This is a genomic window from Neisseria sp. P0016.S008 (assembly GCF_051957775.1).
GTDB lineage: Bacteria > Pseudomonadota > Gammaproteobacteria > Burkholderiales > Neisseriaceae > Neisseria > Neisseria flavescens_B.
The window spans coordinates 1-237 of sequence record NZ_JBQCWB010000046.1; the positions used below are offsets into that span (position 1 = coordinate 1).

The window sequence follows — 237 nt, forward strand, 5'->3', positions numbered from 1 at the left end:
TTTGTGTGTGTGTTGTTTTTTTTTTTTTTTGGTTTGTGTGTTTTTTTTTTTTTTTTTTTTTTTGGTGTTGTTTTGTTTTTTTTTTGTTTGTGTTTTTTGGGGGGTTTTTTTTTTTGCCCCCCCAAAAAAAAAAAAAAAAAAATAAAAATAATTTTTTAAAACAAAACCAAGGAACAAAAAAGCAAACAACAACAAACACCCCCGGGGGACAAACAACCACACCCACAAAACAAACCC

Annotated in this window: 1 protein-coding gene; it reads right to left on the reverse strand. The window is 28.7% G+C overall.

Annotation, left to right across the window (positions count from 1 at the left end):
* Positions 1–237 (reverse strand): hypothetical protein (locus ACTHS8_RS10925; RefSeq protein ID WP_440373720.1); only part of this gene is annotated, 237 nt, incomplete at both ends.